The organism is Lacihabitans sp. CS3-21, assembly GCF_024343675.1.
GTDB lineage: Bacteria > Bacteroidota > Bacteroidia > Cytophagales > Spirosomataceae > Leadbetterella.
This window is the reverse complement of the sequence record NZ_RJUD01000015.1, coordinates 76,594-101,383: the sequence shown is the minus strand read 5'-3', so window position 1 is coordinate 101,383 and position 24,790 is coordinate 76,594. Positions and strand designations below refer to the sequence as shown.

The following is a 24,790-nucleotide window of genomic DNA, read 5'->3' as shown; positions in this document are numbered from 1 at the left end:
TAAGCTTAAATAAACTGAAAACTTGGAGGAATAATCCTTGCCTAAAAGACCGTTTCTTGTTTGTTTGTAAGTATGTATGAGTTCCTTATCCCAAATATATTCTTGAAGACGCTTTAAAGCTGCAGTTTCGCCGCCATCTAAACCCATAATATCTTTGGGATGTTTTTCAAAATGCTCATATCCCAAATCCAAGAGTTTTGGAATCAAGCTTTCCTCCAAATCATCTGGAGAATCAAGTTTTGTTATGGTTTCAAATGTTCTTCTTACTTTCCAAAAGTTTTCTACCTTTTTCCTGAAATCGGTAAAAATATCCGGAACAAAATGTATCTGAAAAGGAAGATCTCTAACATGAATGAGTGTGTTGCCCCAATACATCTCAATATCAATGTTTTTTGTCTTGAGTTTTTGAGAAAATGCTGCTTCTACACTGGTTTCTTCTTGGGTAACCTCTTTGGATGTAACCACAAACTCCACATTATACTTAACAGCGATTTCAAAAAGTTCATTTTCGGGAATCCCTACCTTCACAATAAGATCTGAGCCCAAAGATTGTAGTTGGGTTTTTAAATCTGCTAGAGACTCCAGTAAGAATTTCAAACGAAACTTGCCCGTTCGCTTAAAACCTAAAAAAGTATTTTTAAGTAATCGCGTGTCGATAACATAGACAGGAACTACTGCACCCATTTGAGCAGCTTTACAAAAAGCCTCATTGTCGTGTAGCCTCAAATCATTTCTGAACCAAAAAAGAACATTACTCATCTATGTATTTAAAAAGAAGCAAATTTCTTCAATAGGTTTGGTAAAAGAAACAAAATAGAGATTTATTTAAAAAGAACCGTTAAGCGACCAATCATAAGTGGCGTAAGAAATCTTGGCTTTTGAATCCAGTTTCGTTTTTGAATATTTGTTTAGGATATCTATAATGGAGGTAGGTTTAAAATCCATGCCGTACCAATCAAATATTTTTGAAATGCTTGCACTTGATTTTGAGATTTTATTTTTAGATGTATCGTTTATGAATTTTTCAGCTTGATTGTTCAATTGCTCGTTTAACCTCTCAGCCGTAAAAGCCTCGTTTCTTAGTGGCGGACATGATTTAGCGGCACAAACTAAAGCGAAATGAATACGAGGCTCTTTAAACTGCTTTCTTATGATACCATGCTCTATATTATTCAAATCCATTTTTTTGCCACCAATGTTTATAAACTTTACATCCCAAGGCGTATTCACAAATGGTATTTTAATTTTGTCTCCAATATCTTTTATGCTTTTGAGGTCATTCTCTGAGTTGTCAAGAATCAATTGAATCGTAAAAGCATTGTAGGCATTTATCCAATAAGCCAGCTTTTCATTTTCAGACCATGAACTGCCAGGAGCATTAGCAGATATCACATCTAAATACTTCTTTAATTCCTTTTGATCTTTCTTGAAACCACCATAATTAACCACACCTTTGTCGGATACATATTTCTTTAGCAAACTATTGAATAAATCGTGTGAAACGGGAGCGGCACTAGATGTAGGTGCTTCTACACCAAAGCAACTTTGAACAAATAGAAGAGCAAAGAATAAATTTAGAACGATTTTCATTTTCAAGAGTTATTAATTTGATAGAATTACGAAAAAAAAAGAGATTTAGTTTAAAAACCAATTAATATGTTTGTAACACTTACAGTGGCTCAGTATAAAGGCAGTAAAACGATTTTTGGTTTTTTGTCAATGGCCGTTTTTAGAATTATATTATTCCTAAATAACTACGGTATGTCATTTTATAAATTGATGGGAACTGGAAAAAATGGCACCTTCGATATAAAGCCAGATTTGAATCAGTGGGCTTATTTGTGGGTTTGGAACTCCGAAAGGGATTATCGAAAATTTTTAGAAGTTTCATATATATCAAAATATCTCAAAAAATTCGCAGATGAATTTTTCACCATCTACCTATCTCCAAAACAATCTCATGGGTTTTGGGATGGGAAACAACCTTTTGCAAGTAATACCCATACGTCTTTTGGAATTGAAGAACCTATAGTTGTACTTACAAGAGCCACCATAAAACTTAATAAAGCAAAAGATTTTTGGAAAAACGTACCTGAAATAGCTCAAAACTTCTCAAATAATGAAGGATTCATTTACTCTATTGGGATCGGAGAAGTTCCTTTTTTAAAACAAGCCACTATTTCCATCTGGAGAAACGAAGCCAGCATGAAAGCATTCGCGTACCATAAAAAGCAACATGCAGAGGTCATAAAAAAAACCAGACAAAACAAATGGTATTCCGAGGAGTTATTTGCCAGGTTTAGCTTATTGGGATATTCTGGTAAACTCCCAGATTCGTTTTCAAAATTACTTTGATGGCGATTCAAAAATTTCGAATTATTGTATTATTCAAATATTACCTAATCAAATCCACCCTTAACAATTTGATAATTTACCAATACCAATATTTTCATGTAATATTCTAAGTTTAAAGTTCTTATGAAATAGGTCATTTTTTTTCATTTGAAAAAACTATTACTTTTGCAGCGATGAATTTATTTGTACTTTTGAATCAAGAACTTTTTAAACAAATTAACCTCAAATTTTATTTTATGAATCAAAAAACTACTTTTTTAAAATTAGTTATTTGTGCATTCGCTTTGATGTTTTTCACGCTTCAATCAAATGCCCAAGTAACTACTGCCGCCATTTCCGGTGTTGTAATCGACAATGCTGGCGAAGGTCTTCCTGGTGCAACAGTTGTAGCATTACACGTTCCTTCGGGTTCAAAGTATGCGGCTGTTACCAACAATTCTGGTCGTTACACTTTGCCAGCTGTTAGGGTTGGAGGTCCATTTACAGTAACTGTTTCTTTTGTTGGTTACAAAGAAGAATCTAAAAGTGGTGTGATCACTAACTTAGGTACCTCTTCAAACGTAGACTTCAAAATGGTAGAAGAAGGTAAAATGCTAGAGGAAATCAGCGTGGTTTCATCGAGATCTGACATATTCTCTTCAGGAAGAACTGGTGCTGCGACAACTTTAGGTCGTGAGGCAGTAAATAACTTGCCTACTTTGAGCCGTACCATGAACAGCATAACTAAATACAATGCTTACAGCAACGGAAGCTCATTTGCTGGACAAGACAGCCGTTTTAACAACATTACAATTGACGGATCTGTTTTCAACAATGGATTTGGTTTAGGCAATGATGCTGCTGCTGGTGGTCGTACAGGTACTTCAGCTATTTCTTTAGATGCTATTGAGCAAATCCAAATCAACATTGCTCCTTTTGACATTCGTCAATCAGGATTTGCTGGTGCTGGTATCAACGCCGTTACAAGATCAGGAACAAACGATTTTTCAGGATCGGTTTATACTTTTATGCAAAGCGACGGATTAGTTGGAAAGAAAGCAAACGGAATTGCAATTCCCGCAGCTAACTTCAAAGAAAACTCTTTCGGTTTTAGAATTGGTGGCCCAATCTTGAAAAATAAATTATTTTTCTTTGCTAACGGTGAATTCTTGAATCGTGCTAAGCCTGCATTAGACTGGATAGCTAGCCGTCCAGGTGCAACGGGTAGTGTGTCTCGTACAACCGCTGCTGATATTGAAGACTTAGGTAAATTTATGCAAGAGAAATTTGATTACAACATCGGAGCTGTTGACCAGTTTAACAACGAAGTTAAATCAAATAAATTCTTGGCTCGTTTGGATTTCAACTTGAACGAGAAAAACAAATTCACCTTACGTTACTCTCACCATGATTCGAAATCAGATGCCTTAATATCAAACTCAAACAGTGGTAACACTGCAGGATTTGGTAACCGTAGCAACTTGGCTTTGGCTCTTTCACCTCAAAACACAGGTTACATCATCCAAGATAATACACGTTCGATAGTAGGTGAATGGAACTCTACATTTAGTGGAAAATTAGCCAATAATTTGATTGGTACATTTAACAAGCAAATTGAAGACAGAGAATATCGTACGCAATTGTTCCCTACTGTAGAGATCAGAAAAGACAATACTACTTATACTACTATTGGTTTTGATCCTTTTACCCCTGATAACAAGTTGGACTATTCAACATTCAACTTGACGGATAACCTTACTTATTTCGCTGGAAAACATACTTTGACTTTTGGTGGTGCATTTGAGTACTTCAAATCAAATAACTTGTTTTTCTATGCAAGTAATGGTGTATGGGCATTTAACTCAATAGAAGATTTCAAAACTGCAGCTAACGCGTATTTGGATAACAAAAACCTTACAACTTCGCCAGTACCAGTAGCCAAATTTGACTACAGATATTCTTTGGTAGAAGGCGGAGAGGCTCCTTGGCAGAGATTGAAAGTTTACACGACAAGTTTCTATGCTCAAGATGATTTCCAAGTAACTGAGAAATTCAAATTGGCTTATGGTCTTCGTGGAGATTATATTAGTGTAGCTCCTACTGCAGGAAACTATTACAACCCAGTAGTAGACGGCTTGACTTTCAAACTTCCTGACAATACAGATTATAAAGTCAATATGGCTAACCTTCCAAAAGGTCGTCTATACTGGTCTCCAAGAATCGGATTTAACTGGGATGTTAAAGGAAATAAAACTACTCAAATCAGAGGAGGATCTGGCTTGTTCTTATCTAGAATTCCATACGTGTTGATTTCGAACCAATTGGGTAACAATGGTGTGAATATTTCTGGTATTTCTAGAACAACAGCTAATGGAGCTAATAACTTCCCATTTACTTTGGACCCTTCGGTGTATAGACCAGCTACTACAGATATTACCAAAATCTCAGGTTACAATATCAATGCTTCAGATCCTAATTTGAAATTCCCTCAGATTTGGAAAACAAACTTTGCAGTTGACCAAAAACTTCCGTTTGGTTTAGTTGGTACAATTGAAGGTATTTTCAACAAGTATATTAATGCCTTGAAATATATCGATGCTAACTTGAAGCCAGCAGCGGCTATTTTTTCAGGATTGGACAACAGAGACAGATATCCTGCTTCTGCAGTTTCTGGAACTAGCAGATATATCAACTCTCAAATTAACGGAGCTTTGATGCTGACTAACTCTGACGAAGGATATTCTTACAGTTTGACAACCAAATTGGAGAAACCAATGGGAGCTAACGGAATTGGTGGAATGGTAGGTTATACTTACGCTAAAGCTAGAGACATTGCTACGGTATCCTCTACAGTAGACCTAAACACTCCTTCTGTTCAAGGCCTTAACTACCTTGATTTAGCTTATTCTGGCAACGACTTACGTCACAGATTTGTAGGATTTGTAAACAAGAGATTTGTTTATGGTGGTGAATTTGGTGGAGCAACTATGTTGACATTGGGTATGACTTCACAAAGTGGATTCAAAGTATCTTATGTTTCAGGTAATGATATCAATGGAGATGGTGTTACTTTGAATGACCTACTTTTTATACCTAATAATGGTAATCAAACTGCATTTTCTGCATTTACTAGTACCTATACTGATGCAGCTGGAGCAAGACAAACCATTAATTGGACACCAGCTCAACAACAGGAAGCTTGGGAGAAATTCATCGAGAACAATCCTTACTTGAAAACTAGAAGAGGTAAATATGCTGAAAGAAATGGTGGATTTTCTCCATGGTTGACAAGATTTGACTTTACTGCCGAGCAAGATGTTTATATCAACGTTGGTGGAAAGAAAAACACGCTTCGTTTCCGTGCTGATATATTGAATGTAGGTAACATGATCAATAACAAGTGGGGTGTGGGTAACCTAACCACTGGAAATGTTATGACATTGGGAAGCACTGTAAATGGTGTTCCGACTTACAGATTGGCCACACAAACTATCAATGGAGTTCCTTCTTTGATACAAGATTCGTTTGTAAAAGCAATCAATATTGACAACGTATTCCAAGTACAATTAGGTTTGAGATATATCTTTAACTAATTCTGGAAATATAATCTTTTAGAAAATCTCGCACTTAGGTGCGAGATTTTTTTTTGCTTAAATTGCAAGAAATAGACAAGTAGAGATGGACAAAGTCATAAACAAAGACTTAATACTGAGAGAAAAACTGGCATTACAAAGAACAGTATTAGCCAATCAGTCAACGCTATTGGCATTTTTAAGGACAGCTTTGTACTTTTCTATAGCTGCTTTGAGTCTGCATAATTTATTAAAAATAGAAAACTCATTATATTTGGAAATTACTCTTTATTCTTTTTCAATTTTGATTCTAATTTTCGGAGTTGCCAACTACTTTATCCATCGTAAAAAAATAATAAATAGTGAAAAACACATTGGAAATTATAAGGACGAATATATAAAATAATAAATATGGATTTAAGTTTAAAGAACAAGAACGCTTTTGTAGGTGGGAGCTCAAAAGGAATAGGCTTTGCATCTGCTGTTGAACTCGCTAACAATGAGGCTAGTGTAACGCTGGTTGGTAGAAATGAAGAATTACTCAAGCAAAAACTTTCTCAGCTGCCAGTTTTGTTAGAAACCCAAATGCACGACTATGTGGTGTTGGACTATTCAGATATTGAAAATTTAAAATCAGTAGTCAATCAATTGGCATTAAAGAAAAACTACCAAATTTTGGTCAACAACACTGGTGGTCCTGCGGGTGGTGATATCATTAACGAAAGCCAAGAAAAATTTGAGTCGGTTTTTCAACAACATTTAATAGCCAATCAAATTCTTGCTCAGGCTTTTATGCCCAGTATGAAAGAGGCAGGCTTTGGAAGAATTGTAAATGTGATTTCAGTTTCTGTAAAACAACCCTTGGTTGGCTTGGGCGTTTCTAATACTATCAGGTGGGCTGTTGCTGCTTGGGCAAAAACGCTTTCTAAAGAAATCGCTCAATTTGGAATAACCGTAAACAATGTGTTACCTGGATATACCTTAACAGGTCGCTTAGATGAGGTACTTTCACAAAAATCGGCCGCATCAAATATTGCAAGGTCTGAAATAGAAAATCAAATACTGACAAATATCCCTACAGGGAAGTTCGCAACTGCAGAAGAAGTGGCAGCGGCAGTGGCATTTTTATGTTCACCGATAGCAGCCTCAATAAACGGCATCAATCTACCAGTAGATGGCGGACTTTCAATGAGTCTCTGAAATATTGGTGTTTTTGAGAGTTCAGAAAACTAATTTGCAGTAAATTGCGTTGAATTTAAATAAACAAACCTTTAAAATTTTATGAGAAAACTTATTGTACTTGCTCTTTCGGTAATGTCATTAGGTGCATTTGCACAAGGAATTAAAACGCCAGCTCCTAGTCCAGGACAAACTATCAAACAAGATTTTGCACTTTCAAGCATTGAAGTAAACTACTCAAGACCAGCAGCCAAAGGCAGAAAAATATTTGGAGATTTAGTCCCATTTGGCAAAATGTGGAGAACTGGAGCCAACGGACAAACTTTGATTACTTTTGGTGAAGATGTAACTGTAGGTGGAAAAGCCGTAAAAGCTGGAAAATATTCATTATTGTCCGTACCAGGTAAAACTGAATGGGAAATCATTCTTGCAAAACCTGAAACAAGTGTATTCAATTACAAAGCAGAAAACGAAGTAACAAGATTTACCGCTAAAGCTTCTACTTTACCAATGAATGTTGAAAGTTTTATGATTTTGTTTGGAGCTCAAACTTCAAATAGTGTAAACATGAGCATAATCTGGGAAAATACTGAAGTTGAGTTTCCAATCGTTGCAGATATTGACACTAAAATCATGGCTGAAATAGACAAAGCCATGAATGTGGATAGCAAACCGTATTTCGCCGCTGCTTCTTACTATTTCGATAACGGCAAAGATCTAACAAAAGCATTGGCATGGGCTAACAGAGCTGTTGACGCTCAACCAGATGCTTATTGGATTGCTCATTTAAAGGCAAAAATTCAAGCGAAAGCTGGAGATAAAGCTGGTGCGATAGCTACCGCTAAAAAATCTTTAGAATTGGCTACGAAAGGAAATAATCCTGATTATGTAGCTTTGAATGAGAAATTAATAAAGTCTTTGAATTAATCTGATATAATTCAATCTGACAGAAAGGAGAAACTAAATGGTTTCTCCTTTTTTATTTTATGGGAATTACAATAATGGCCTTAGTTCCGAGAGGTTCATTATTCTTATCAAACATATCCTCAAACTCCATCACTATTTCTTTATTGATATTTTTGGCAAAATTATCAAGTCGTTCTTTGGTAAGTTTCAAACCTATTGATTTTTGTTTGGAAACCTTATTTTCTTTAATTTCTTGAGCTTTTTGGCGGCCAATTCCATTATCCACTATTTCAAAAGATATCGAACCTTTCACTTTGCTACTGATATAAATCTTCAAGAACTTATCCCCTACTTTATTGGACAAACCATGCCAAATGGCATTTTCAATAAAAGGCTGCAAAATCATAGATGGAATTTTAATTTGCTGTGTATTGATACTTTCTTCAATGATGACCTCATAATTTATTTTTTCTGAGAAACGAATACTTTCGATATTTATATAAAGTTCCATGGTTTCCAGCTCTTCCTTTAAGGTTATCTCTTTTTCTCTAGAGTTGGATAAGATAGTTCTTATGAGTTTAGAAAATTTATTCAGATAATAAACAGCATTTTCTTTTTCATTGTTGATGATATACAACTTTATTGAATTCAAAGAATTGAATAAAAAATGAGGGTTCATCTGTGACCTCATCATTTGTTGTTCCAACATCAATACCTTCTTTTCATTATTGAGTTGATACTTCCTGTACCATATTAATAATAAGCCTCCTAACAAAAGCAACAAAATACCTGCAAAAATCATTATTTTTTGGTTTTCCTGCAATTTGTATTTTACTATCTCATTCTCTTTTTCCAAAAGCGTAATTTGGCTCTCTTTTTTCTCATTATCGTATTTGACTATCAATTCAGCCGTATACCTTAGATTCTCTTCATTCAGAATTTTCTCACTAAACAATTGCTTCTTTTTTAAGTTTTCTAGAGCCTTGGGGAACTCACCTAAAGATTCATACAAAAATGCAAGATGAGAGTATGCCTCAGATGCAGATGAATTGAAATTATTAGCAACTGCCATCTGAAGCCCACTCAATAAATTTTCTTCAGCACTTGGATAGTCCTTCAAAATACTCAATGCCCACCCTGAATTGATTTTGGCCATTGTAATATAATATTTATCTCCTAGTTTTTCAGCTTCAGCTATGGTCGGAAGAATCCTTTTCAGTCCTTCTTTTGGTTTGTTTTGTTTTATGAGAATCTGACCAATCGAATTTTGACAGATAATTTTCCCAAGTTTTGAATCAATCTGATTGTTGTAATCCAAGGACAATCTATAGCTTACAAGTGCTTCATCAAGTTTATTCTGAGCTTCTTTGATAATACCCAGGTTTTGATAATTTATAGCCAGACCCAATTTATTCTCAAGTGTTTTCTCTATTTCTAAGGATTTTATAAACTGCTGCTCTGCCAGATCATATTGTTTAAGAGTCAAATAAATATTACCAATACTATTGAGTGACACAGCCGTGTTACGCAAAATACTTTCAGATTTAACTTTTACTTTTTCTGCGATACTCAAAGCCTGCTTATGAAAATCAAGTGCCAATCGAACCTCATCAAGCCTTCTGTAGGATACCCCAAGCATATTAAGACTATTGATGATAGATTCTTGGTTTTTAATTTCCTCCGATAGCCTAAGGGCTTGAAGATGAAGTCTAATAGATTCTTGGTATCTAGAGGTATTTCTTGCAAGAACGCCCAGGGCGTTTAAGCCAAAAATTCTTCCTATTGGAAAATCTTTTATCTCTGAAAGTATTTTCATGGACAAAGAATCCCTTTTGTAATCAACAAGGGCTTTATCTATCTGGATCAGATCCAAACTTTCATGCGATTTAAGTTTCGCTGCCACCTCCCGAATATTTTGCTGAGCAAAAGAGGAGATTGAAAATACAGAACTCAGGAGGCATAAAAAAAGTAAAAATTTCTTCATTTATTTATCAAGAAAAAGACCTTTTTTGGTTCGGGAAACTGGAATATGCTTACCATTGGTTAATACTAAATAGCCTTCATTTTTTTGATATTCCCTGACTTTATTGAGATTGACTACAAAAGAATTGTGAACTCTGTAAAAAATATTCTTGGGTAACTTTTCTTCAATAAGTTTTAGTATCTGAGTTAAAAAAAGTTTTTGACCATTTTCTAAAAACACATTGCAATAATTGCCATCACTTTCGCAAAAAAGTATCTCGTTGGGTTCTAAAAAGTAAATCTTCCCATCACAACTTATATTTATCTTTCGGGCATTAACAGACTGTAAAGTATTAATGTTGAGCAACATATCCTCAAGTATATCTTTGATATTTGTTGAGTTTTTATGAGCTCTAATTTTTTCAATTGATTTAATTAGATCATCTGAATCTATCGGTTTCAGTAAATAATCCAATGCTTGCATTTTCAATGCTTGGATTCCATACTGGTCATATGCTGTGGTGATAATTACTGAAAACTCACGCTGTGGGAAGAATTCAAGAAAACGAAATCCATCCATTTGTGGCATATCTATATCGAGAAAAATGCAATCGATTGAATTGTTTAGAATAAAATCTTTGGCTTCAAAAGGGTTTGTAAATGTAGCTAATACATCTACGCTAGGACAGAAACTTTTAAGCTCCCACTCCAAACTTTGGATTGCTTTTGACTCGTCGTCTAAAATTATTACTTTTAACATAATGGTGTAAATGTCCACATAAATATAATAAAATCTTATACGGAAGTATTCATTAATGTATAAACAGCGTTTATTTCGCAACAATCTGTTGGTGTATTTGTATAATTAGACAAATAGATTGTTATTTTTATGAAATTATCTGAAGGTTATGAAATATTTTGGAATAGTTGGTGGTGCATTTTTGGGAGCTTTGTTCTTGAATTTTGGATGTAATAACAACGAAGTGGATCTCGAAACCGCAAGTTCGTTTGATAACATTCAAAGTGAAATTTTAAATAAATCTTGTGCAGTTTCGGGTTGTCACTTAAGCGAGACAGATGGAACATTTCCTCAACATGGGTTAATTCTGACTGAAGGAAAGGCTTATGAAAATCTTGTAAATGCAATCACAAAAAACCCGACTGCCAAAGAGGAAAACCTAAAAAGGGTAATTCCATTTGATGCTGATAACAGTTTGCTTTATCAAAAACTACTTTTCGAAACATCTCACAAGAGCAATAAAAACTTTGGAAGCATTATGCCACTGGGCAAAGAAATGCTGTTCACAGGACAAATAGAATACATCAGAAGGTGGATAGAAGCAGGTGCTCCGAAAACAGGTAATGTTGCAGAAGTCAGCCTATTAAAAGATACTACACCAGTACTGAAAAAATTTGATGCTTTGGCAGCACCAACCGCTGGACAAGGTTTTCAAGTTAAATTGGACCCGTTTGAGATATATCCGTATTTTGAAAGAGAGATTTTTGTTCATAAACCGCTAAATAACTCTGAAAGTATCTTTGTCAATAAATTTCAGCTAAAAATGCACCCAGGAAGCCACCATTTTATTTTGTATGGCTTTAGAAATAAACAAAGTTTACCTGTCCTAAATGAAATTAGAGACTTGAGAAATAAAGACTTATCCTTTAATTACACCACTTTACAACAAATCGGCAACCATGTATTTTACTTCGGCGGAAGTGAAAGTAACTTGACATTTAATTTTCCGGAAGGAACTGCTGTGGAATTACCCGCCAACATGACTTTCGATGTTAATTCTCATTATTTCAACAAAGGTGCTAAGGCCTACAATGGCGAGGTGTATATGAATTTGTATACCGTTGCTAAAGAAAAAGTAAAAAAGACTTTGAAAGTGCTTGATTTGGGCAATTCGACTTTTGTTTTACCACCTAAAAAAACCACAGTGGCCACCAAAGATTTCAAATTTGACAAAAACGTAAGAATTGTAACCTTGTTTTCGCACACACATAAACTGGGTGAGAAATTTGAAATTCTTATAAAAGGTGGTACCCGAAATGGAGAAATAATTTACACTTCAACCAACTGGGAACACCCAGCCAAAATTGATTTTGCAAATCCAATTGCTCTCAAAGCGGGCGAAGGACTAACCTCCAGAATCACCTACAACAATTACACCGACCAAACGATTAGATTTGGATTTACTTCAGAAGATGAAATGGGGATTATTTTTGGATATTATTATGAAGAGTAGGGTTTTGGTTATTGGTTAATTGGAAATTGGTTGATTGGAAATTGGTGAATTAGTTATTTGTTAACTTGTAATTGGCACATTTAGCGAAGTCGAAGTTTAGGTTTTCGGACAATAACCGTAGCCGAAGTTTGAGTTTTCGGACACTGAGCTTTTCGGACACTGAACGTTGCCGAAGTTTGGGTTTTCGGACACTGAACGTTGCCGAAGTTTGGGTTTTCGGACACTGAACGTAGCCGAAGTTTGAGTTTTCAGACACTGAGCTTTTCGGAAACTGAGCGTAGCCGAAGTTTGGGTTTTCGAACACTGAGCGAAGTCGAAGTGTAAGGTTGACTGTGTTTTTCGGTTCAATTTTGGATAAAATAGGCATAAAAAAAGGAGCGAATCGCTCCTTTTTCTGTTTTTCTTATTTCTTCTTTCTGTGTACTTTGATCATATCGGCGTCGGCCAATATTCTTCCACAATGCTCACAAATGATGATTTTTTGCTTATCCATGATATCAGCTTGACGTTGTGGTGGTACCACGTTGAAACATCCGCCACAAGCACCTCTATCTACTGCCACTACTGCCAAACCATTCTTAGCACCGCCTCTTATTCTTATATAAGCTTTTAGAAGTCTATCTTCAACCTTTTTTGATTGCTTCTCAGATTGCTTAATCAATTTCTCCTCTTCGTCTTGGCTATCAGAAACCAATTTATCAAGCTCTTGACGCTTTTGCTCCAAAACCTCCGCTCTTTTATCTTTTGAGCCATTGGTATCCTCAATTTCTTTGTCTTTAACACTTATTTTGTATTCCGCCTCTTTGATTCTTTTCTCAGACAATTGAATTTCCAATTCCTGTAATTCCAACTCTTTAGAAATTGCATCAAACTCACGGTTGTTACGCACATTCATTTGCTGATCCTTATATTTGATTATAAGCTTCTCCGCATCTTTCTTATTTTGAACATGACGCTCGATTTCCTCTTTGAGTGCATTTATCTCCACCTGAAATTTACCAATTCTGGTTTCGATTCCAATTACCTCGTCCTCAAGGTCTTTAACCTCTTCAGGCAAATCGCCACGAAGTTTTCTCAATTGATCTAATCTTGAATCAATTTCCTGTAATTCCAAAAGTGTAACCAGCTTGTCTGCTATTGTAATCTCCATATACTTAAGAATGTAAAAAGAACACCTCTTTTAATGATAATATTTAATTGGATTCGTATCTATTTCCGATAAATAGGACGCAAAATTAGTGAATTTTTTTGAAATTATTTCTACAATTAAATCTTTTGTGTATACTTCGCTCTCAAAATGTCCAATATCTGCTATCATTATCTCATTTTCGGCATCAAAAAACTCATGATACTTATAATCTGCCGTTACAAAAGCATCAGCACCTTGTTTTTTGGCATCAGCTAAAAGAAAACTTCCAACTCCCCCACAAACTGCCACTTTCTTGATTTTTTCGGTTTTTGTTTCGGTAAAACGGATTACATTCAATTTCATACTCTTTTTCAGGTATGCTAAAAAATCAGATTTCGACATGGCCTCAGGTAAATTTCCGATGGCACCTGAACCCACACCTTGGTTATCGTTTTCTATTTTGTGTAAAAAATGAGCCACTTCTTCATAAACGTGATGGGCCCTCATGGTTTGTAAAATCTTATCTTTCAAATAAGCAGGAAAAACCACTTCCAATCGATTTTCTTCTACTTCTTCATATTGTCCCTTTTTCCCAACCACAGGATTGGCAAAAGCATTGGGTTTAAAACTCTGAATTCCATCCACTTTGAAACTACAATTGGAATAATTACCAATTTTCCCAGCTCCAGCAGCATAAAAAGCATCCTGTAGCCTAGGAGTATTTTCTTTTGGACAAAAAACAGTGAGTTTCATCAAAGTACCTGACTTCGGTTTCAGAATACTTATATTTTGAAGATTCAGTTTCTCGGCTATTTTGAAATTAACGCCATTCGTTACATTATCCAAATTGGTATGAATGGCATAAATAGCAATATCATTTTTAATAGCCTTAATTACAGACTTTTCAATATAGTTTTTGCCATTCAGTTTTTTCAAGCCTTTGAAAATCAATGGATGGTGGGCTATAATCAGATTGCATTTTTTAGCAATAGCCTCCTCGATAACTTCCAAAGTCACATCCAAGCTTACCAAAACATTGGTAATTTCTGCATTAGCTTCACCCACAATTAAACCACAATTGTCATAATCTTCCTGAAAACTCAGCGGAGCTATCTTTTCTAAATAATCTGTAAGTTCTTTTATTGTCATATTTGAAGGGTTGTAAAGAAAACAGGGCAACTCTAAGTTTTTCAACTTTTAGTTTCTTGCCCTAAATTTCTTATAATTCGACTCAAAATCCTAATTTATCTTGGTTTGACATGCCCTTTCGGAACATGTCGTAGAGCGGTTTTTCATAAAATCAATTATCGACACTTTCAGCAAAGTTACACACTATGTTAGGGTTTGTAGTTCAATATGTCTTTTTGTAATGGCATATAAAAAATCTTTTCTCTTTCTATCCATCATTGCAGTAATCTCATATTTAGGATAGAAGTTTGAATTACTTTTTGTTCTTAAGGCAGGAATACCAAAGTAAATATTCTTTTCATCTTCTAATTCTACTCGCCATTTTGCAGTAGGCACATTCTTTTCATAAACAAGCCCTACATATGCAGCAAAAGCATCCCATATTTGAATATCCACCATTAAAGTTTCATTTGTATAATTTTCAACTATATATTCTCCAATTGCTTTTAATGAATCAATTGAATAATCTAATTTTTGATATAAATCATTTGCAAGAATATTTTCTAAAACAATCAAATTATCTGGAATAGAAGTAATCCACCAATGATATTCATCTTCTAATTCTTTTTTACTTTTCATATCTCTGGGACTTATTCAATTAGCTTTAGTTTATTCTGGATTTTATTACAGCTTTTGAATAATCATAAGCCATAAGGAAACAAGTAAAGTTTATATATTCATTAGTGCATAGAGCCATTTCTTTTTCATCAGACAACCATTTATTAATTAAAATCAAATCTTGTTCAGTTAGTGTTTGGACAAAAACAAATAAATTTTCAGTGGTAGATTCTTCAATTTTTTCATCTCTATAACAATCATCATTTATTCCCCATTCTTTAACCAATTCATTTAAATGATGTAATTCTTTTGGTATATTTTGGCTTTTCATTATTTAACTGTAAATGATAGTTTATATCCAATTGTGCTTTATGTTCAGACTTAGAAAGCTTTTAGAACAATTTCTAGTTCTTTCCTTTTCTGATTAAAAGTCCTGGTCCAATATTGTTTACCAATCTCTTTTTTACAAGACATAATCTCTGTTAAAATTTCATCCATTAATTGAAGCATTGTAAAGAAATATTGTTCCGCTTTTAACGTAGATTCTTTGTTACCTTGCAAGCAAGAAATCAAAACTTTTTTTCTTGCAGCAATTTGTTTTTGATTCACGGAATGTACAATTTCTGAATCAAAATCAGATAAAATACAATCTAGACTTGAATAAAAATCCAAGTCTATTGAGTACAAATCAAAATAAAAAAAACCTTCAACTACTAATCCATAAATTTCAAAAATGTAGCATTTAGATTTCAAATATATTTTTTGATTATCGACCACCTTCAAGATTAAATTATACTTAATTACTAAGTGTTTAAATTCCACATTTTCAGATAGATAGTCCACCTCTCTTAATGTCATAGAAACCATATTATTTTAGTATCCTTAATGTGCGAAGGCTATTACCTTAGTAATTGTTTATTTCGGTCTTTGGCCGAAGTGAAACATTATGCATTTTACCATTCATTTATTTCAAATATATTTTCTGCGGATAAAAGCCGCATTTCGCACGTACGAAGTCAATAGCCTTCGTAGAGCTTTCATCACTTCAAAAGCCTATAAATCAACAAAGTACTACGCTTAATCAATTTTGGATATTCTTTGATATTCATGGTTTCGGTGGGTGTGTGTGCACCTGAGCCTGAGGCTCCTAAACCATCGAGACAGTCCAAATAATCTGCTACATAGCTAATATCTCCAGCACCTCTTGAGCCTGGGTCACCTTCTTTTACAGCTCCCATGCCAAGGTCAAGACTTACTTGGCTGAGTACTTTCATGATGTTTCTGTTGCCTTCGGTTGGAGGCATAGAGGGTATTCCGTCTTTAAATCTGATTTGAGCTGAAGTTTGCTTGAGATTTTTCTTTACAATTTCTTGCATTTTTTGTCTGGCTATTATCTTTTGGTTTTCTGTCAAAAACCTTAAATCTCCTGTCACAATCGTTCTTTTTGCTACAATATTGGTTTTGCCCAGAGAAATGCCTTTGGCTTCGGTTTCGTCATAATTTACAAACGAACCTCCTACGATCTGTCCAGGATTAAAGGTCAAATACTTTTCCTTGCTCAAAGTTTCTCTGAATTCGTTGAGAATTCTTGCGGTTTCATAAATGGAACCGTAACCCACATTATCGCTAAAAACGCCTGATGAATGGGCTTGTTTGCCGGTAACTATGAGCGTCCAACCGCTCGCTCCTCTCCTAGCCGTAGTGGCTATACCAAAACCAGCGGTAGTTTCATAGCCCAAAGCCACATCGCATGCTTTGGCTCTTTCTATAAAATCGGCTCTTGATACCGAAGTTGGTTTTCCTGACTCTTCTTCGTCACCTGTAAAATACACAGTTATCTGTCTGTCTTCTAACAAATTGAGTTTATGTAAAGCCTTCAAAGAAGCCAAAATCATCACATCTCCACCCTTCATGTCGTTTACGCCTTGTCCAGAAGCCGTGGAATCGTTCACAACTGTAAAAGGCGAAAACTCCATAGATTTCTCAAAAACCGTATCCAAATGGCCTATTAAGAATAGTTTTTTGCCTTTATTGCCTTTTCTGGTGGCCACAAAATGACCGGCTCTGTTCATGGAATCAGGCAAAGATATCCACTCAGTTTGAAAACCAATTTTGTCAAATTCTCTTTTAAAAATTTCTCCTACCTGCCTTACCCCTTCTTTGTTGAGCGTACCAGAATTGATATTGACAACTTCTTCTAATAATTTGAAGGTTTCGCTATAATTGGCTTCCACCAATTTTATTAATTCGGATTCGGTTTTATCTATTTTTTGAGAAAAACCAATATAACAGAAGTTTAAAAGAAGAAATAAGATTAAAAACCTTTTCATTTTTCAGCAGATGTTTGATTTAAAACTATAGAATCACTTTTGATTATAATCTTTTTGTCTTTGTAAAGCACACCGATGGCTTTTTTAAAGGCCTTTTTACTCATTTCCAAAACTTCTTGTATCTCAATGGGATCAGAATTGTCGCTCAAATTCAAGGTGCCGCCTGATTGTTGAAGTTTGTCTAATATTGCCTTTTGATTGGGTTCTAAGGTCTTTAAAAAGCCCAAAGGCTGTAAAGAAATGTCTATCTTACCTTCATCTCTGATTAATTTCACATAACCTTTGGTGGTATCGCCCCAGGCCAATCTGCGAAAGGTTTCGTTTTCATAAACCAAGCCTTTGTAGAGATTATTTACCACCACATTATGTCCCAATTCGGTCTTTTCAAAAACCAACAAATCTACTTCTTGGCCTTCATCCAAATCTACACCATCCAAATTTTTGAAATATTTATGCACTTTAGCAGAAGCCACCACGCGGTCGGTTTGTTCGTCGAGGTATAAATAAACTGGTACATACTGTCCCTTTTGTAGCTTATGATTTTGTTCTTTGAATGGCACAAAAAGGTCTTTCTCCAAGCCCCAGTCTAAGAAAGCACCAAACTGAGTAGCTGCTACCACTTCAAGAATAGCAAATTGATTGAGCAGAATTAATGGCTTCAAAGTTGTTGCAATAAGCCTATCTTCTGAGTCTCTATAAATAAAGACTTCGATGCTTTCGCCAATTTGGGCATTTTCAGGAATGTATTTGTGTGGCAAAAGCACATCGTTGCCTTCGTCGTCACCCAAATACATGCCCACGCTTGTACCCCTTAATATCTGTAATGTATTGTATTTTCCTACTTCCATATTATTTGTATTCGATGCTAAATTACAAAAAAAAGAGTTTGGAGCCTTAAATAAAGCTGATTTGAGGCTAAACTATTTAAATAATATCAGTAAAGCACCTAAAAATGTTATGGCCATGACAAGCTTTCTGAAATGTGCATCATTGACTTTGCCAACTAGTTTTAGGCCTATATAAAAGCCAATCATCAATGCTGGCAAAACGATAAGGTCTAGCAATAATGTTTGTGTGGTGATGTTGTTCCAAAAAATAATCTGAAAAGGCAATTTGAAAAAATTTATAACTAAAAATATCCAAGCGGCGGTTCCTATAAAAGTGTTTTTATCTAACTTTAAAGCCAAAAAATAAATGTTTGAAATAGCCCCTGCCAAATTGCCCATCATCGTTACAAAACCTGCAAGGAGGCCCATGCCTGTGCTAAACCATACTTTATTTGGGAAACTTGTATTCTTTGATCTCTCAGAATATACCATTATTACGACTGTCAGAACGATAATAACAGATATCACTCTTTTAAATAGTTGCTCGTCGATTCCTTTTCCAAACCAAACACCGCATAAAACACCGACAATCATAGCAGGTATGAGTTTCCAAAAATATTTCCATTCTACATGTCTTTTATAAATAATGACAGCCAAGATATCAGCAAAGCATAAAAGTGGCAAAATAACCCCTGTAGAAGCTTTGCCACCAAATACAACTGCCATCAGGAGTACATTGAGTACATCTAGACCTTTGATACCAGCTTTGGAGAAGCCAATAATAAAGGCCGCCAAGACCATAAAAACCCATTGTAAAATAGAGAAATCTAGATTCATAATTAAAGGTTAAAAAAATAGCCACTCAAAATTGAGTGGCTATTTGTCTTATTTTTTTCGAAAATTATTTTTTTCTAACTGAAACCGCAATTCTACGGTTTTTAGCTCTTCCTTCTTCTGTATCATTAGATGCTGCAGGATGTTGATCACCATATCCTTCAGATTCTAATCTTGTTGCATCAGTACCCAAGGCAACCAAAGCTGCTTTTACAGCTGCGGCCCTTTTAGATGATAACTCAAGGTTAGAAGCCGATGCTCCTACATTGTCTGTATATCCACCCAATTTTATGGCGACAGCTGGAAACGCTTTCAAAATTTCAGAAATATTATTTACTTCCGAAATAGAAGTGGAATCCAATTTATCGCTACCAGTTTCAAAATTCAAGTTCACAAAGTTGAACCAGTTTTCTTTACCCGCTACTGAGTCTGCGTTTTCAATAAACTTGATCAATTGGTCTTCAATACCACCTTGAGCGAAAGAAAGATTAACACCAGTTGAAAGTTCTTTTGATAAAGTTTCAGTTGCAACAACCTCAGTAGTTATCTCACTTGCAACAGCAGTGGTTTTGTGAACAGCTATGTAAGGAGCAATAACCAAAGAAACGATAGACATCAATTTGATCAAAATGTTCATAGAAGGACCAGAAGTATCTTTAAATGGATCACCTACTGTATCACCTGTAACGGCCGCCTTATGCGGCTCTGAACCTTTCTTGTAAGTTTTTCCGTCTATCAATACGCCTTTCTCAAAAGATTTTTTAGCATTGTCCCAAGCTCCACCTGCATTTGATTGGAAAATTCCCATCAAAACACCTGAAACCGTAACACCCGCCAACAAACCTCCAAGAATCTCCGCAGAACTTGTAGTTTCAAAAACTCCTTTAAAACCAAAACCAACCAAAACTGGCACCAAAAGAGCGATAGCTCCTGGTAGTATCATTTGTTTGATAGATGCTTTTGTAGAAATCTCCACACATTTTTCATATTCTGGCTGAGCTTTGTATTCCATAATTCCAGGAATTTCTCTAAACTGACGACGAACTTCGTTCACCATTTCCATGGCTGCTTTACCCACAGCAGAAATACACAATGCACTGAATATAAATGGAATCATACCACCCACAAATAAACCAGCCAAAACTGGAGCTTTGTAAATATCGATAGCAGAAATACCCGAAATACCCACAAAGGCAGCAAACAAGGCCAATGAAGTCAGAGCCGCCGAAGCAATAGCGAATCCTTTACCAGTTGCAGCTGTAGTGTTACCTACCGCATCCAAATTATCTGTTCTTTCACGAACTTCAGGTGGCAATTGAGACATTTCAGCAATACCGCCAGCGTTGTCAGCAATTGGACCAAAAGCATCAATAGCTAACTGCATAGCTGTTGTAGCCATCATACCTGCAGCTGCGATAGAAACACCATAAATACCTGCAAAAGCATAAGAGAAAATAATACCCGCAGCTAAAACCAAAATTGGCAAAACTGTTGATTCCATTCCCACTGCCAAACCACCAATGATGTTTGTAGCATGACCAGTTCCTGATTTTTGAACAATCGAATCAACTGGTCTTTTGCCCATTGCAGTATAATACTCCGTGATGATAGACATCAAAGTACCTACTATTAAACCTACAACAATGGCATAAAATACATCCATTGAAGTGAATTCAAATCCTCTCAAATTAAGCGTTTCTGGCAAAATTTCTTTAACTAAGAAATAAGAAGCTACCAATGTGATAACAATAGACAACCAGTTTCCTAGGTTCAAAGCATTCTGAACTGAATCTGTTTCGTTTTTAACTCTTACAAAAAAAGTACTTACCATTGAAGCCAACAAACCTACACCAGCAATAAGCATTGGAAGTAAAACTGGTGAAAAACCACCGTAATTATCAGTAACACTGATTTCTTGTCCCAAAACCATCGTAGCCAAAATAGTAGCCACATAAGAACCGAACAAGTCAGCTCCCATACCCGCAACGTCACCCACGTTATCCCCTACATTATCGGCAATTGTAGCTGGGTTTCTAACGTCGTCTTCAGGAATTCCTGCCTCCACTTTACCTACCAAGTCAGCACCTACGTCTGCAGCTTTTGTATAAATACCACCACCTACACGAGCAAACAAAGCGATAGACTCAGCTCCCAAAGAGAAGCCAGCCAAAACTTCGATGGCTTGTCTCATGCCTTCAGAAGTTAATCCTTGGCCTTGAGCGAAAATATTGTAAAATGCTATAAACAAACCTCCTAAACCTAAAATAGCCAAACCTGCAACACCCATACCCATAACAGCACCACCTGTGAATGACACATTAAGGGCTTTAGCCAATGAAGTACGAGCTGCGTGAGCCGTTCTAACGTTGGCTTTGGTAGCTACTTTCATACCTACATAACCTGCGAAGGCAGAAAAAATAGCTCCTATCAAAAATGCTACGGCAATTATTGGAGAAGAATGTATTGGATTTTCTGGAGTGCCTTCGTCCATACCCAACCAAGCCAAAACAATGGCAGTAGGAATAGCAAACATGGCTAATACTCTCCACTCAGCTTTTAAGAAAGCTATGGCACCATCTGCAATGTAACCAGACAATCTCTGCATGTTTTCGTCTCCAGCTTCTTGGCGAGATACCCAACTGAACTTCCAAGCTGTGTACAACAATCCAATGACCCCGAATAATGGAACCAAATAAACAATTGAATTCATATAATAACGGTTTAAATTAAGAATTTTAAATAAAAAAATTTGGCAAATTTAAGACGAGATAGATACACCAAACAAGTAAAACACAATTAAATCTAAAAAAATAAAAATTTAAGCCAATTATTTGAGGCACAGAATGCCCACAAAAGTAGAGATTAGAAGCAATTGCCAATCTGAGCCTGGAAAATATTACCTTTTTCGGCCACAAAACCTGGGCTTAAAAGGATACTTTCTGAAGCCCGATAAATCACACTGGAAACAGGCTGAATTTTCTGAACTGAAATTAAATCTTTGGCAAAAATATTTTGGTTGGAATTAGCCATAAGAACTCCATTCACAAATTTATCTTCTGTGGCCCTTATGAAGTTGAAATTTGTAGGTGAAGGTACTGGGCAATTCCAGTTTTGGTAGCAAACCGCCGTTATATTCAGGTTTGATTTCAAATTACGAATAATAATTCCAGCATTTATTTCACCTGTACTCCACAAAACCGGACCAGAGCAACCCGTGGCTATTAATACATAATCAACAGAATCACAAATACTCACAGGCGAAAGATGTGGAGCATTGGCCGAAATCTGATAAGAAAATGCTTGATTATTATCATTTTGACCGGTCACCGAAAATTGATTATGGGTGTTTTTCGAAAACTGAATGTTGGTGGAATTGGCAATTTCCGCTGATTGAGGAATGGTAATAGAAACATTCTCAAACGGAAATCCAAAAATCTCTGGTGTGCTTTTTACCAATATTTCCGCTTTTTGTCTCGGAGAAGGACATAAACCTGTACATTGAGATTGGGCATAATAATTATTTATTCCAAGCGGCAAATTACTTCTGACCAATTCTTCAGAATTTGAAAGCATATTTCCGCCTATGCTAGCGTCCCACCATGTGGTAGTTTGAACCGCCAAATGAGCATTTGTATAAACTTTAACACCAAAACCTGATACACACAAAGGGTCCAAAAGTGAATTATCTACCGGTAATAATTTCCATACACCGTTTGGAAATTCACCAGTCATGGAGGAGAACGAAGTTTGTGGAGAAAAACTTCCTGAAACTGGTGTTATGCCTACTCCAGGGGCATTGTTTTTAAAAACCATGGTAACTAAACCACTGCTGGTTAATCCTCTTGAATAAGTACCTTCTATTAATAAGTTGTACAATTGACCAGATGGAGACAGCAATTTAAAGCCTACTTCTTCATTAAAGGGTATGCCTCCACCATCGCCAGTTCCGCAAGTGGTAGCTCCTCCGCCATCCTTTTTATGCCAGGCTATGCTCACCTCCAAAGAATCTATAAGCCCGACAGCCTCGGTCATTGTTACTGAAATATCTGAACCCGACTGTTCAAATCCGTCAAAACCAACCGTTGGGCCAGTATAGGTTTTCTGATAAAAATGGGGAAAATTACATAAAGGAGAGGTTGCAACAAGCGTATTTAGTTTTCCAGAACAATAGCTATCCTCCAAATTATTGACCGAAGGACTCAGTGACTGAACAACATTATAAACCAAAGGCTTAGATTCTATGGTTTTTATGCAAAAACCTTTGCTTACGGTCAAAGTATAATTTCCATCTTGAAATGCCGTAAAACTATTGTCGGTATCGGGCAAAATGACGCCATTTCGTTTCCAAACATAATCTACCCCTGAAGCTAATGGTGTAGAGATAATGGCACTGTCACCCACACAAAAATATCTACTTGGAGAAATATTCAGGCTTATTTCCGCCAGATTTTCGTTTAAACATGAAACAGCATTCAAAAGATTTACCCTTCCAGCTCCAAGTTTACCCGAAAAACTAGGATTTGCCGTAGAAATATCATCTGCAGTAGATTTCAATACATTTTCCAACTGAGCCGTTGTAAGGCCAGGGAAACACGACCATATATAAGCCAAACAAGAAGAAATTAAAGGTGTAGCCATGGAGGTGCCATTATAGGAGGCATACAAACCAAAAGGAATGGTACTCAAAATACCTCTTCCGGGAGCCGAAATATCTACAGTACTTCCAAACGAACTAAACGAACTTCTTGCATCGCTAATATCTAAACTGGCCACCGAAATCACATGATTATAAGCCGCTGGATAGCTAAGTTCGTCGCTGTTGTCATTTCCAGCCGCGGCCACTACTATAACTCCGTTATTAAAAGCATAATCTATAACATCTTGTTCGGCTTGTGAAAAACCCGCTCCTCCCCAAGAAAGGCTTACTATTTTTGCACCATTGTCAACAGCCCAAATAATTCCTTCAAATCCATAATAAATGCTGTTTGGATCTCCTCCATCTGGAGTGGCTTTTATAGGCATTATTTTTACTTTATTGTTGCCAGCTGAAGCAATTCCAATTGAATTATTTGTAACAGCCGAAACAATCCCTGCCACGTGGGTTCCATGTGAGAAATTGGCGTTTGGCGGATTTGGATCGGTATCTAGCGTAGATGACATATCTTTTCCTGCCACCATATTGGCCGCCAAATCAGGATGATTGGTCTGAATAGCATTGTCCACAACCGCTACCACTACAGGGCTACCTCCAGGGTTTACATCCCAAGCTTGATTAGCTTTTATTTTTGTGAGTGACCATTGTGAACCAAAGTCGGTGTCGTTGGGTGTTGAAATTATTTTACGAACACCTACTCTCTCTACGTAAACATAATAACCGTCAAGTTTAAGTTGGTCGATTATATCGTCTATCTTATCAGAATCTTTCAGTTTTAGTCTAATGATATTGTTTAAATCCTTATTTTTGAAGTTTGAAAACGGTTTTTCTACTTTACTGATATTAGAAATAGCGATGGTGTTAGAAAGAAAAGGGACTTCAGTAGCTACATTTAATGTTTTGGTCGTAGATCTTATCTTTTTCCCAAATTCTGGCTTTACTTTAATATAAATTTCACCTTCGGAGAATTCAGTTATTCTCTTTTGTGAAAAACTATTAAAACAAACTAAAACTGAAAAAATTAACCCAAACAAATATTTCATTCTAACATAATTACTATTGCAA

General features: G+C 35.9%; 21 protein-coding genes. 6 read left to right on the top strand and 15 right to left on the bottom strand.

Annotation, left to right across the window (positions count from 1 at the left end):
- The coding region (locus tag EGI24_RS10725; RefSeq protein WP_255048390.1) for a deoxyribodipyrimidine photo-lyase at positions 1-759 on the bottom strand (759 nt) is incomplete at its 3' end.
- A gap of 66 nt (positions 760-825) precedes the next feature.
- A complete protein-coding gene (locus tag EGI24_RS10720) occupies positions 826-1,590 on the bottom strand; it encodes a DUF547 domain-containing protein (RefSeq protein ID WP_255048388.1) in 765 nt (254 codons plus the stop codon).
- Positions 1,591-1,656: 66 nt separating this feature from the next.
- Here EGI24_RS10720 and EGI24_RS10715 point away from each other — a divergent pair, with 66 nt between their 5' ends.
- The 5 genes from EGI24_RS10715 (at position 1,657) to EGI24_RS10695 (ending at position 8,012) form a co-directional block, all read left to right on the top strand.
- Positions 1,657-2,355, top strand: coding sequence for a DUF3291 domain-containing protein (locus EGI24_RS10715; protein ID WP_255048387.1), 699 nt, complete (start codon positions 1,657-1,659; stop codon positions 2,353-2,355).
- Between the two features lie 236 nt (positions 2,356-2,591).
- Positions 2,592-5,927: a carboxypeptidase regulatory-like domain-containing protein gene (locus EGI24_RS10710; protein WP_255048386.1), complete on the top strand. Its 3,336-nt coding sequence runs from the start codon at positions 2,592-2,594 to the stop codon at positions 5,925-5,927.
- Between the two features lie 85 nt (positions 5,928-6,012).
- Positions 6,013-6,312: a DUF202 domain-containing protein gene (locus EGI24_RS10705; RefSeq protein WP_255048385.1), complete on the top strand. Its 300-nt coding sequence runs from the start codon at positions 6,013-6,015 to the stop codon at positions 6,310-6,312.
- Between the two features lie 5 nt (positions 6,313-6,317).
- A complete protein-coding gene (locus tag EGI24_RS10700; RefSeq protein WP_255048384.1) occupies positions 6,318-7,106 on the top strand; it encodes an SDR family oxidoreductase in 789 nt (262 codons plus the stop codon).
- A gap of 81 nt (positions 7,107-7,187) precedes the next feature.
- Complete coding sequence (locus EGI24_RS10695) at positions 7,188-8,012, top strand: DUF2911 domain-containing protein (RefSeq protein WP_255048383.1); 825 nt, start codon at positions 7,188-7,190, stop codon at positions 8,010-8,012.
- A gap of 52 nt (positions 8,013-8,064) precedes the next feature.
- Here the strand turns inward: EGI24_RS10695 and EGI24_RS10690 are convergent, their stop codons facing one another.
- Together EGI24_RS10690 and EGI24_RS10685 are read right to left on the bottom strand one after the other, a co-directional pair.
- Positions 8,065-9,975: a tetratricopeptide repeat protein gene (locus EGI24_RS10690; RefSeq protein ID WP_255048382.1), complete on the bottom strand. Its 1,911-nt coding sequence runs from the start codon at positions 9,973-9,975 to the stop codon at positions 8,065-8,067.
- Positions 9,976-10,713 (bottom strand): LytTR family DNA-binding domain-containing protein, encoded by a 738-nt coding sequence (locus tag EGI24_RS10685; protein WP_255048381.1) that lies wholly within the window; start codon positions 10,711-10,713, stop codon positions 9,976-9,978.
- Positions 10,714-10,861: 148 nt separating this feature from the next.
- Between EGI24_RS10685 and EGI24_RS10680 the strand changes: the two genes are divergently transcribed.
- The gene (locus tag EGI24_RS10680) at positions 10,862-12,205 is read left to right on the top strand and encodes a hypothetical protein (protein WP_255048380.1); all 1,344 of its coding nucleotides are present in this window, start codon (positions 10,862-10,864) and stop codon (positions 12,203-12,205) included.
- Between the two features lie 96 nt (positions 12,206-12,301).
- Here EGI24_RS10680 and EGI24_RS10675 read toward each other — a convergent pair whose 3' ends face one another.
- The 11 genes from EGI24_RS10675 to EGI24_RS10625 all read right to left on the bottom strand — a co-directional run bounded on the left by EGI24_RS10675 (position 12,302) and on the right by EGI24_RS10625 (position 24,768).
- Positions 12,302-12,553 carry a hypothetical protein gene (locus tag EGI24_RS10675; protein ID WP_255048379.1) on the bottom strand — a complete coding sequence of 84 codons (252 nt, stop codon included), beginning with the start codon at positions 12,551-12,553 and terminating at the stop codon, positions 12,302-12,304.
- 55 nt (positions 12,554-12,608) lie between these two features.
- Positions 12,609-13,355, bottom strand: coding sequence for a zinc ribbon domain-containing protein (locus EGI24_RS10670; protein ID WP_255048378.1), 747 nt, complete (start codon positions 13,353-13,355; stop codon positions 12,609-12,611).
- Positions 13,356-13,385: 30 nt separating this feature from the next.
- Positions 13,386-14,483: a Nif3-like dinuclear metal center hexameric protein gene (locus EGI24_RS10665; RefSeq protein WP_255048377.1), complete on the bottom strand. Its 1,098-nt coding sequence runs from the start codon at positions 14,481-14,483 to the stop codon at positions 13,386-13,388.
- 183 nt (positions 14,484-14,666) lie between these two features.
- Positions 14,667-15,101, bottom strand: coding sequence for a hypothetical protein (locus EGI24_RS10660; RefSeq protein WP_255048376.1), 435 nt, complete (start codon positions 15,099-15,101; stop codon positions 14,667-14,669).
- A 25-nt stretch (positions 15,102-15,126) separates the two neighbouring features.
- Complete coding sequence (locus EGI24_RS10655; RefSeq protein WP_255048375.1) at positions 15,127-15,411, bottom strand: hypothetical protein; 285 nt, start codon at positions 15,409-15,411, stop codon at positions 15,127-15,129.
- Between the two features lie 50 nt (positions 15,412-15,461).
- Positions 15,462-15,938, bottom strand: coding sequence for a hypothetical protein (locus EGI24_RS10650; RefSeq protein WP_255048374.1), 477 nt, complete (start codon positions 15,936-15,938; stop codon positions 15,462-15,464).
- A gap of 182 nt (positions 15,939-16,120) precedes the next feature.
- Positions 16,121-17,410 (bottom strand): M20/M25/M40 family metallo-hydrolase, encoded by a 1,290-nt coding sequence (locus tag EGI24_RS10645; protein ID WP_255048373.1) that lies wholly within the window; start codon positions 17,408-17,410, stop codon positions 16,121-16,123.
- Positions 17,407-18,258 (bottom strand): S1 RNA-binding domain-containing protein, encoded by an 852-nt coding sequence (locus EGI24_RS10640; RefSeq protein ID WP_255048372.1) that lies wholly within the window; start codon positions 18,256-18,258, stop codon positions 17,407-17,409. Before EGI24_RS10640 ends, EGI24_RS10645 begins: the two co-directional genes overlap by 4 nt.
- Positions 18,259-18,330: 72 nt before the next feature.
- Complete coding sequence (locus EGI24_RS10635) at positions 18,331-19,074, bottom strand: sulfite exporter TauE/SafE family protein (protein ID WP_255048371.1); 744 nt, start codon at positions 19,072-19,074, stop codon at positions 18,331-18,333.
- Positions 19,075-19,138: 64 nt separating this feature from the next.
- A complete protein-coding gene (locus EGI24_RS10630) occupies positions 19,139-21,781 on the bottom strand; it encodes a sodium-translocating pyrophosphatase (RefSeq protein ID WP_255048370.1) in 2,643 nt (880 codons plus the stop codon).
- 152 nt (positions 21,782-21,933) lie between these two features.
- A complete protein-coding gene (locus EGI24_RS10625; protein WP_255048369.1) occupies positions 21,934-24,768 on the bottom strand; it encodes a S8 family serine peptidase in 2,835 nt (944 codons plus the stop codon).
- Positions 24,769-24,790 lie beyond the last annotated feature (22 nt).

What these genes read in the sequence shown, in the direction of transcription:
- EGI24_RS10700 (WP_255048384.1), top strand. Translation starts at nt 6,318, where the DNA reads ATGGATTTAAGTTTAAAGAACAAGAACGCTTTTGTAGGTGGGAGCTCA.
- EGI24_RS10690 (WP_255048382.1), bottom strand. Translation starts at nt 9,975, where the DNA reads ATGAAGAAATTTTTACTTTTTTTATGCCTCCTGAGTTCTGTATTTTCA.
- EGI24_RS10705 (WP_255048385.1), top strand. Translation starts at nt 6,013, where the DNA reads ATGGACAAAGTCATAAACAAAGACTTAATACTGAGAGAAAAACTGGCA.
- EGI24_RS10670 (WP_255048378.1), bottom strand. Translation starts at nt 13,355, where the DNA reads ATGGAGATTACAATAGCAGACAAGCTGGTTACACTTTTGGAATTACAG.
- EGI24_RS10645 (WP_255048373.1), bottom strand. Translation starts at nt 17,410, where the DNA reads ATGAAAAGGTTTTTAATCTTATTTCTTCTTTTAAACTTCTGTTATATT.
- EGI24_RS10680 (WP_255048380.1), top strand. Translation starts at nt 10,862, where the DNA reads ATGAAATATTTTGGAATAGTTGGTGGTGCATTTTTGGGAGCTTTGTTC.
- EGI24_RS10635 (WP_255048371.1), bottom strand. Translation starts at nt 19,074, where the DNA reads ATGAATCTAGATTTCTCTATTTTACAATGGGTTTTTATGGTCTTGGCG.
- EGI24_RS10655 (WP_255048375.1), bottom strand. Translation starts at nt 15,411, where the DNA reads ATGAAAAGCCAAAATATACCAAAAGAATTACATCATTTAAATGAATTG.
- EGI24_RS10665 (WP_255048377.1), bottom strand. Translation starts at nt 14,483, where the DNA reads ATGACAATAAAAGAACTTACAGATTATTTAGAAAAGATAGCTCCGCTG.
- EGI24_RS10640 (WP_255048372.1), bottom strand. Translation starts at nt 18,258, where the DNA reads ATGGAAGTAGGAAAATACAATACATTACAGATATTAAGGGGTACAAGC.
- EGI24_RS10625 (WP_255048369.1), bottom strand. Translation starts at nt 24,768, where the DNA reads ATGAAATATTTGTTTGGGTTAATTTTTTCAGTTTTAGTTTGTTTTAAT.
- EGI24_RS10715 (WP_255048387.1), top strand. Translation starts at nt 1,657, where the DNA reads ATGTTTGTAACACTTACAGTGGCTCAGTATAAAGGCAGTAAAACGATT.
- EGI24_RS10650 (WP_255048374.1), bottom strand. Translation starts at nt 15,938, where the DNA reads ATGACATTAAGAGAGGTGGACTATCTATCTGAAAATGTGGAATTTAAA.
- EGI24_RS10630 (WP_255048370.1), bottom strand. Translation starts at nt 21,781, where the DNA reads ATGAATTCAATTGTTTATTTGGTTCCATTATTCGGGGTCATTGGATTG.
- EGI24_RS10695 (WP_255048383.1), top strand. Translation starts at nt 7,188, where the DNA reads ATGAGAAAACTTATTGTACTTGCTCTTTCGGTAATGTCATTAGGTGCA.
- EGI24_RS10660 (WP_255048376.1), bottom strand. Translation starts at nt 15,101, where the DNA reads ATGAAAAGTAAAAAAGAATTAGAAGATGAATATCATTGGTGGATTACT.
- EGI24_RS10710 (WP_255048386.1), top strand. Translation starts at nt 2,592, where the DNA reads ATGAATCAAAAAACTACTTTTTTAAAATTAGTTATTTGTGCATTCGCT.
- EGI24_RS10720 (WP_255048388.1), bottom strand. Translation starts at nt 1,590, where the DNA reads ATGAAAATCGTTCTAAATTTATTCTTTGCTCTTCTATTTGTTCAAAGT.
- EGI24_RS10685 (WP_255048381.1), bottom strand. Translation starts at nt 10,713, where the DNA reads ATGTTAAAAGTAATAATTTTAGACGACGAGTCAAAAGCAATCCAAAGT.